General features: G+C 70.2%; 6 protein-coding genes. 3 read left to right on the top strand and 3 right to left on the bottom strand.

Annotated features, from left to right (window positions below):
* Positions 1–276 precede the first annotated feature (276 nt).
* Entirely contained in the window at positions 277–1,356 is a 1,080-nt protein-coding gene (locus AC0IZJ_RS01590) for an NAD(P)/FAD-dependent oxidoreductase (protein WP_471845958.1), read from the top strand.
* Between the two features lie 73 nt (positions 1,357–1,429).
* Here the strand turns inward: AC0IZJ_RS01590 and AC0IZJ_RS01585 are convergent, their stop codons facing one another.
* Positions 1,430–1,702 carry a hypothetical protein gene (locus AC0IZJ_RS01585; protein WP_471845956.1) on the bottom strand — a complete coding sequence of 91 codons (273 nt, stop codon included), beginning with the start codon at positions 1,700–1,702 and terminating at the stop codon, positions 1,430–1,432.
* Positions 1,703–1,818: 116 nt separating this feature from the next.
* Positions 1,819–2,751: a GGDEF domain-containing protein gene (locus AC0IZJ_RS01580; protein ID WP_471845954.1), complete on the bottom strand. Its 933-nt coding sequence runs from the start codon at positions 2,749–2,751 to the stop codon at positions 1,819–1,821.
* Between the two features lie 90 nt (positions 2,752–2,841).
* Here AC0IZJ_RS01580 and AC0IZJ_RS01575 point away from each other — a divergent pair, with 90 nt between their 5' ends.
* Positions 2,842–5,898 carry an amidohydrolase family protein gene (locus AC0IZJ_RS01575; protein WP_471845952.1) on the top strand — a complete coding sequence of 1,019 codons (3,057 nt, stop codon included), beginning with the start codon at positions 2,842–2,844 and terminating at the stop codon, positions 5,896–5,898.
* Position 5,899: 1 nt separating this feature from the next.
* Complete coding sequence (locus AC0IZJ_RS01570) at positions 5,900–7,222, top strand: amidohydrolase family protein (protein WP_471845950.1); 1,323 nt, start codon at positions 5,900–5,902, stop codon at positions 7,220–7,222.
* On the opposite strand, the gene sbcB is transcribed toward AC0IZJ_RS01570, so the two are convergent.
* Positions 7,223–8,656, bottom strand: coding sequence for an exodeoxyribonuclease I (gene sbcB, locus AC0IZJ_RS01565; RefSeq protein ID WP_471845948.1), 1,434 nt, complete (start codon positions 8,654–8,656; stop codon positions 7,223–7,225).
* Positions 8,657–8,696: the final 40 nt, after the last annotated feature.

Below are 8,696 nucleotides of genomic sequence, written 5' to 3'. Positions count from 1 at the left end.
GTGCCGTCTCCACTGACGTTGGACACCCACCGGGCCGGAGCGCGCATGCATGCGCGCTCACGCCGCAACCGGGCGGGTGCCAAGCGAGCGATCTTCCGCTGGGCGTGACAAATGCACGCCCCCAACCGTCACCGTTAGGGGCGACAGTCGCCCCCCTCAGCTGGGGGGCGCGCTGCATTCAGGCGCAGGGCGCGCCATCCCAACGACGGGTAAACCCTTGACGCAAGCGTTCAAAGCCACCGCCTTGCGACGTCGAATGGCCTAGGCTGGCGCCCCATGGATCAAGTGGACGTCGTTGTCATTGGTGCGGGCGTCGTGGGCCTTGCGGTTGCTCGCGAGCTGGCGCAACGCGGGCGCGAGGTGGTCATCGTCGAAGCCGCTGCCGCCATAGGCACGGGCATTTCTTCGCGCAACAGCGAAGTCATCCACGCCGGTCTCTATTACCCGGTCGGCAGTTTGAAGGCGCGGCTGTGCGCGCGTGGCAAGGCGCTGCTCTATGACTACTGCGCTGCACGCGGCATCGCGCACCGGCGCTGCGGCAAATTGGTCGTCGCCACCCGGGCCGCGGACCTGCCCCGCCTGGAACAGCTGGCGGCAAATGGCGCTGCCAATGGCGTCGACGAACTGCGCCTGCTGAGCCAGGGCGAAATGCAAGCGCTGGAGCCAGCGCTCCAGGCCGCCGGCGCACTGCTGTCGCCGTCCAGCGGCATCGTCGACAGCCATGGCCTGATGACGGCGCTGCTGGGCGACGCCGAAGCAGCCGGCGCGATGCTCGCGCTGGCCAGCGCGGTGACGGGCGGCGCGCGTGATGGCGACGGCTGGCGGCTGCGCGTCGGCGCTGATTTCGAGATCGGCGCTCGCTGCATCGTCAACGCAGCCGGCCTGTTCGCAGCACACGTCGCCGAAGCGCTTGGCACGCCGGCGCCCCAGATGCGCTTTGCACGGGGCCACTACTTCTCGCTGTCTGGCCGGGCACCGTTCTCAAGGCTGATCTACCCGCTGCCTTCGGATGGCGGCCTGGGTGTGCACCTGACGCTGGACCTGGGCGGCCAGGCGCGCTTCGGGCCGGATGTGCAGTGGCTGGCCGACACCGACCCCGCTGCGCTGGACTACACCGTCGACCCAGCCCTGGCGCCGGCCTTCGAGGCCGAGGTGCGTGGGTACTGGCCCGCCCTTCCGCCCGGTGCCCTGCAGCCGGCCTACAGCGGCGTGCGGCCCAAGCTGAGCGGGCCGGGCGAGGCGGCGGCGGACTTCCGCATCGACACGTTGCCCGGCCTCGTCAACCTGTTCGGCATCGAGTCTCCCGGACTGACCGCGTCGCTCGCGCTGGCCGAGCAGGTCGCCGATCTGCTTTGAGCGCCATCGAGCACCTGTGCAAAAGGAAAAAGGGCGCTGCATCGGCAGCGCCCTCCCTCGGCGGGGAAGGGATTCAGGCCTTGATGTCCAGCAGTGCGCCGGTGGTGTTGAGCTGCGTCTGCAGCACCTTCATGTTGGCGACGAAGGCATAGGCGGCGGACTGCTGCTCGACGACCTCGTTGGCCGGGTTGATCTCGCGCTGAGGCACCTTGTCGACATTCGTCGGCTCGACGCTGGGGCGGGCCTGGTTGCTGGCCGCGAGGTTGGCGATGTTGGACGCCGACGCGCGCAGGCGCTCGTTCGCGGACGAGATGCCAGACAGGGCGGTGGACAGGGCGACGTTCATCGGGGACTCAGTTCTCAAGCGCTATGGCCGCTACATCGGCCACGCTGAAGTGAACTTTAGAACAATCGGCGAAAAACCCCGCATTTCAGGGGATCGCCACGCCGCCAAGCGTGAAATCAGCCCGCAAGTTCTTCATATCCGCCGGCGGATACGAAGACGCGGACGCTGTCGCCACCCGCCGCCTTCGCCTCGGTGCAGGCCAGCGCACCGGCGCCCAGCACGGCGTCCACCGTCGCCAGCGTCGCGTGGATCTGCACGACGCCGAGCGATGCCTTCACGCGGGTGCGGTGCATGCCCCAGCGCAGCCGGTAGGCGGCCACGGCGGAGCGGATCTTCTCGGCAATGATCTGGGCGTAGTGGTGGTCGCAATCGGGCAGCAGGATGGCGAAATGATCTTCCTCCAGCCGTGCGACCAGGTCAGAGGCGCGCACCTTGCCGATCAGCATCTGGCCCAGGCCGTACAGGAAATGGTCGCCGACCTCGGCACCCATGTCCTTGATGACCTCGCCGAAACGGTCGACATCGAGCCACAGCACCGACACCGGCTCGTTGCGGCGGCTGCCGACGTGCTCGCCCAGACGGCGTTCGAACTCGCGGCGGTTGGCCAACTCGGTGACGGCATCGTGCTTGGCCGTCCAGGTGGGCTGCAGGCGCTGGGCGCGTGCGGTCGTCACGTCCTCGAGGATCCAGAGCGCCTCGCCGGCCGGCGCGTCCCATTGCAGCGGCGTGGCCTGCAGGCGACCCCAGAAGCGGTGGCCGTCGCGCTTCACGTATTCGATCTCTTCGTCCAGCGGCCGGCCGGCGGCAAAGGCCGCGGCGGCGCGCTCGTGCAGGGCGGTGTGGGCGAGGTCGGTGGTGTGGACGGAGCGCGTGCCCTGGCCCGCCAGATCACTGTCGTCGCCGAAGCCGAACAGGTGGTTGAACTCATCGCTGACGACCTCGAAACGCTGGCCGGCAACGAAGGCGACGGCGGTGGGTGCCTTCACCAGCAAGGCGCGCAGTCGGGCGGTGGTGGGATCGTCGGCAGGGGCCGGTGCAACGCTGCTCATGGGAGTCTCCGAATCGGTCTTCTAGGCCCGACTATCGCAGGACTGCCGGCTTTCGGCCATGACGCAGATCACGCCGTTAGAGTCCGTGCGATGCGCTTGCCCACGGTCGCCCTGCTCGCCCTGCTCACCGGCCTCACACAGGCTCAGCAGCTCAGTGAAATCCCTCAGGGCCTGCGCGAGACCACGCCACGTTGGCATGCCGTCACGGGCGCCCGCCTGGTGCTGGCGCCGGGCCAGGTCGTCGAGAACGGCACGCTGGTCATGAAGGACGGCGTCATCGTCGCCGCCGGTGCCCAAGCAAAACCGCCGGCGGGCGCGCGGGTCTGGCATCTGCCGGGGCGCACGGTCTATGCCGGCTTCATCGACGCGGCCAGCAACCTGGGCCAGGGGCGCATCGACGTCTCAAAGGCCAAGGGGCTGACGCCCGGTCAGCGCTGGGTGCGCGCCGACTTCCACCAGGCTGCGGCGCTGGACATCAAGCCGGACGAGCTGCGTGCCCAACGTGAACTTGGCTTTACGACGGCGCTGTCGCTGCCACCGACGGGCGCCGTCTTTCGCGGCCAGAGCGCGCTGATCAGCCTGCGCGAGGGCGGCGACGCGCGCAGCCTCGTGCTGGCGGCCGATGTGGCCCAGCACGTGGCGCACGAGTACCTGCCAGTCGATTTCAACAGCGGCGGCCGCGTCGGTGTCGTCAGCTATCCGACGTCGCTGATGGGCAGCGTCGCGCTGCTGCGCCAGACCTGGTTGAACGCGCGCTGGGCCGCCGGCCCGCAGCCGTCGGGCGAGCGGCGCGAGTTCAACGCCGGGCTGGCCGCGCTGGCGCCGGCAGCAGGCGGCAAGCAGCCCGTCGTGCACGAGGCGCTGGACGAGCAAGACCTGGCCCGCATCGGCAAGCTGCGCGACGAGTTCGGCTTGCAGGTGATCGCACAGGGCACGGGCCACGAGTACCGCCGGGCGTTGCAGTTGAAGGCGCTGGGCCTGCCCGTCATCCTGCCGCTGGCCTACCCGGCCGCACCGGAGGTCGAGCAGCCGGAGAGCGCGCTCGACGTGCCACTGGACGCGTTGCAGCACTGGGCCGCCGCGCCGGGCAATGCGGCGGCGTTGCAGGCCGCGGGCGTCGAGTTCGCGATCTCCACGCAGGGGCTGAAGGACCTGCGCAAGGACTTCTGGCCGCGGCTGCGCCAGGCCGTGCAGCGCGGGCTGAAGCCCGAGGCGGCGCTGGCCGCGTTGACGACCACGCCGGCGCGGCTGCTCGGTCAAGCTCGCCTGGGCCGGCTCGCCCCAGGGCAGCTGGCGCATGTGGTGGTGGCAAGCGGCGACCTCTTCACCAGTGATCAGGCCGAGGTCGAGATCGCCTTTGTCGACGGCCAGCCGCTGACGACCGAGGCCTGGGAGCGCTTCGACGCGCGCGGCCACTGGACCGTGAAGCCGGCCGGCGGGCCCGTGCAGACCTGGCAGATCGCCGGCACCCGTGCCAGGCCCACGCTGCTGGCGGATGGCCGCGGCTGCGAGCTGCAACAGCACGGCCGCGAGCTGCTGCTGCGCTGGCCCTGTGACGGCGGCACGAGCTTGCGTCTGGAGGGTCGCGGCGACGCGCTGACCGGCACGTTGACGCTGGCCGACGTCCGCACCCAGGCGTGGACGGCGGTGCGTACATCAGCCTTCGAGCCGCCACCAGCCAGCCCACCGATGGCTTGGGCGCCCTCGCCCGCCACCTTCCCTGCCGGCGTGTTCGGCCGCGTGGCGCCACCCGAAAAGCCGGCCGCCGTATTGGTGCGCAATGCGACGGTCTGGACCAGCGCTGCCGCCGGCACGCTGGAAGCCACAGACCTGCTCGTGCGCGAGGGCCGCATCGCCGCCATCGGCAAGGGGCTGGCCGCGCCGGCGGGCGCCGTCGTCATCGACGCGGCGGGCAAGCACCTGACGCCCGGCCTCATCGACGCCCATTCGCACACCGCGATCCAGCGCGGCATCAACGAGCGCGCCCACTCGGTCGCGGCGGAAGTGCGCGTGGCCGACGTGCTCGACCCGACCGACATCAGCCTCTACCGCCAGCTCGCTGGCGGCGTGACGACTGCCAACCTGCTGCACGGCTCGGCCAATGCCATCGGTGGGCAGAACCAGGTCATCAAGCTGCGCTGGGGGCTGGACGGCGAGGCGCTGAAGTTCGCAGGCGCCAGGCCGGGCATCAAGTTCGCGCTGGGCGAGAACGTCAAGCGCGCCAACTTCCCCGCAACGGACAGCGACCCGCGCTACCCGACCACGCGCATGGGCGTCGAGCAGCTCATGCGCGACGCCTTGCTGGCGGCGCAGCGCTACCGCGAGCAACGCAAGGCCGACCCGCGCACGCGCCGTGACCTGCAGCTGGACACGCTCGTCGAGCTCCTGGAGAAGAAGCGCGTCATCCACATCCACAGCTACCGCGCCGACGAGATCCTGATGTTCATTGCGCTGGCCAGGGAGTTCGGCCTGGAGGTGGCGACCTTTCAGCATGTGCTGGAGGCCTACAAGGTCGCGCCCGAGATCGCCGCCCTGGGCGCGGGCGCCTCGGGCTTTGCCGACTGGTGGGGCTACAAGCTGGAGGCGCAGGACGCCATTCCCTACAACGGCGCGATGACGCAGAAGGCTGGCGTGCTGACCAGCTTCAACTCCGACAGCGACGAGCTGGCCCGCCACCTGAACACCGAGGCCGCCAAGGCCTTGCGTTATGGCGGCAAGGCCTGGGGCATGACGGAAGCCGAGGCGCTCCGGTTTGTGACGATCAACCCGGCCAGGCAGCTGGGCATCGCCGGCCGCGTGGGCTCGCTGGAGGTGGGCAAGGACGCCGACTTCGTCCTCTGGAGCGGGCATCCGCTGTCCGGCGCCGCGAAGGTCGAGCAGACCTGGATCGACGGCAGTCGCTACTTCGACCGGGGCGAGGATGCACAGCTGCGCGAGCGCGACAGCGCCGAGCGCGCCCGTCTGGTGGCGCTGGCCCTGCCCGAGCGCGCCAAGGCCAAGGCGCCGCCGGAGGGGCGGCCGGCCACCCCGCTGGCGGCTGCGCTGGACCAGCTGCAGCTGCAACGCTGGCTGCACGAGATGAACCGCGACCGCCACAGCTATTTCGGCGGCGATGCCTGGCATGAATGCACTCTGGACGGGTTCTGAAATGAAGCACGCCCTCATCACCGCGCTACTGGCTGCGGCAATCACCGCCCACGCCTCGCCCAACACGCCGCCCCCGCCGCAGCGCGAGCCGCTGCTGCTGCGCAACGCGACGCTGCACCCGGTCAGCGGCCCCGTCATCGCCAACGGCAATCTGCTGATCGAGGACGGCAGGATCCGCGCGATCGCTGGCGCCGATCTGGCCGCGCCGGCCGGCGCCAGGACGGTGGACCTGGGTGGGCGCCATGTCTACCCCGGCATGGTGGCGGCCGACACCAGCCTGGGCCTGGCCGAAATTCGGTCGGTCAGCGCCACCTACGACACCAGCGAGGCGGGCGCCATCAACCCCAACGCCCGTGCGCTGGTGGCCTTCAATGCCGACAGCGAGCTGCTCCCCGTCACCCGCGGCGGTGGTGTGCTGGCCGCCTTGAGCGTGCCCGAGGCGGGCCGCACAGGGCTGATCGCTGGCACGTCCGCGCTGCTGCAGCTTGAGGGCTGGAACTGGCAGGACATGGCCCTGGTGCCCGAGGTCGGCCTGCACGTGGTCGTGCCGCGGCTGCGACTGAACGGCGCCCTCTTCCCGACCCAGCCCGAGGCGCGGCTGGCCGAGATCCGGCGTTCTACCGAGGCCAGGCTCAAGCTGCTCGACGATGCCTTCGACAGTGCCCGCGCCTACGCGCTGGCGAGAGCCGCCGACCCGGCCACGCCTGTCGACACGCGCTGGGAGGCGATGCGCGCCGTGCTGCCCGCCACACCCGGTGCGCCGCCGGCGCGGCCCGTGTTCATGCATGCCGACGACCTGGCGCAGATCCGCTTCTCGCTGGACTTCGCGGCCCGGCATGGGCTGAAGCTCATCCTCGTCGGCGGCGCCGATGCCTGGCGCGTGGCCGACACGCTGCGCGAGCGCGACGTGGCCGTCGTCATCGGCGGCCTGCTGCGCCTGCCCCTGCGGCGCGACGACCCGCCGGACGCCCTCTTCACGCTGCCCGCCAAGTTGGCCGCAGCCGGCGTGCGCTTCTGCATCGCCGACGTCGGCCGCGACTCGACGAATGCGCGCAACCTGCCCTTTGAGGCCGCGCATGCCCGCGCCTTCGGCTTGAGCGACGACGACGCGCTGAAGGCCGTGACGCTCTACCCGGCGCAGATCCTCGGCGTGGCCGACCGGCTGGGCTCGCTGGAGGTGGGCAAGCTGGCCAACCTGTTCGTGGCGGATGGCGACCCGCTGGAGTCGAGCACCCGCATCGAGCGGGTGTTCATGCAGGGGCGTGAGGTGGAGCTGAGTGACCGGCAGACGGCGCTGCGGGACAAATACCTGCAGCGTCGGTAACTACGGCGCGATCTGCTCGGCGTAGTCGTACAGCGCCGACAGGATCTCTTCGCCTCGCTCGTCGGCGTTCTCGCCAAGCTGATCGATCCGCTCCATGAACGCTGCCAGCGTCTGCGCACCGCCCTCGCCCTGGTGCAGCCGCGCCGCCAGATGACGCTGCCAGCGCTCGGCCTCTTCCATCGACAGCGTCGCCGGGAAGTTGCGCGCGCGCCAGCGGAACACCAGCTCGTCCAGCCGCCCGTCCTGAAACGCCAGCTTGCCCTGCGCCGCGCGTTCGGCCAGTTGCCCGGGCGTCGTCGCGCGCACGCGGTTCAGCGCGCGGCGGTCCTCGTTGCCGATGAAGCCGCCGTAGAGGTCTTCATCCACATCCGCCGCCTCGAAGGGCTCGCGCTGGAAGACGTCGCCCCACAGGCCGTCCAACAGCCGGCCCTTATCGGCCAGCAGCCTGACGTTGGCGAGCTGCGCCTCGATGTCATGCCCCCAGCGCTCGGCCATGGCGGGACTCAGCGTCTTCAGGTTGCTGATGACGATGGGTGACTTGTTGACGTGAATGGTCTTGATGGGCAGGCGGGTGACGCCTTCCGGCAGCGCGTCCTGCTTGGTGAACATGCGCGCGCGGATGGCCTCGGCGTTCAGCGTCAGCAGCTCTTCTGGCGAGACCGAGCAGTCCCAGACGATGAGTTCGTTCTTGTTCGTCGGGTGCGGCGCCAGTGGCCAGACGACGGCGATACAGCCGCGCTCGGGGCCATACATGCCGGAGATGTGCAGGAAAGGCTTGCCGATGCCGATCTCGTCCCACACGGCCTGCTTGCTGCGCAGCTTGACGCAGAAGTCCCACAGCTTGGGCTGGGCCTGGCGCAGCTTGCGGGCCAGGGCGACGGTCGCGCGCACGTCGGACAGCGCATCGTGCGCCGCCTCGTGGGCCACGCCGTTGGCAATGGTCAGGTGCTCGAGCTTGAAGCTGGGGCGGCCATCCTCGTGCTTCGGCCACTCGAAGCCCTCGGGCCGCAGGGCGTAGGCGCAGCGCACCACGTCCAGCAGGTCCCAGCGGCCGCAGCCGTTCTGCCACTCGCGGGCATAGGGGTCGATGAGGTTGCGCCAGAACAGGTGGCGGGTGACTTCATCGTCGAAGCGGATGCTGTTGTAGCCCACGCCCACGGTGCCGGGCAGGGCCAGCACGGTCTCGATGCTGGCGGCGAACTCATGCTCGGGCACGCCGCGCTGCAGGCAGTGCTGGGGCAGGATGCCCGTCAGCAGGCAGGACTCGGGGTCGGGCAGATAGTCCGGCGCCGGCTGGCAATACAGCATCAGCGGCTCGCCGATCTCGTTGAGTTCGGCGTCGGTGCGCAGGCCCGCAAACTGGGCGGGCCTGTCCCGGCGCGGCACGCGGCCGAAGGTCTCGTAGTCGTGCCAGAAGAAGGTCAGATCGCTCATGGGGCGGGACGATAGCCGATGCCCTGCGGGAGTCAGAGAA

It is taken from the genome of Roseateles sp. AC306, assembly GCF_979253795.1.
The sequence above is the reverse complement of the archived record's forward strand: the minus strand, read 5'-3'. Positions and strand labels throughout refer to the sequence as shown.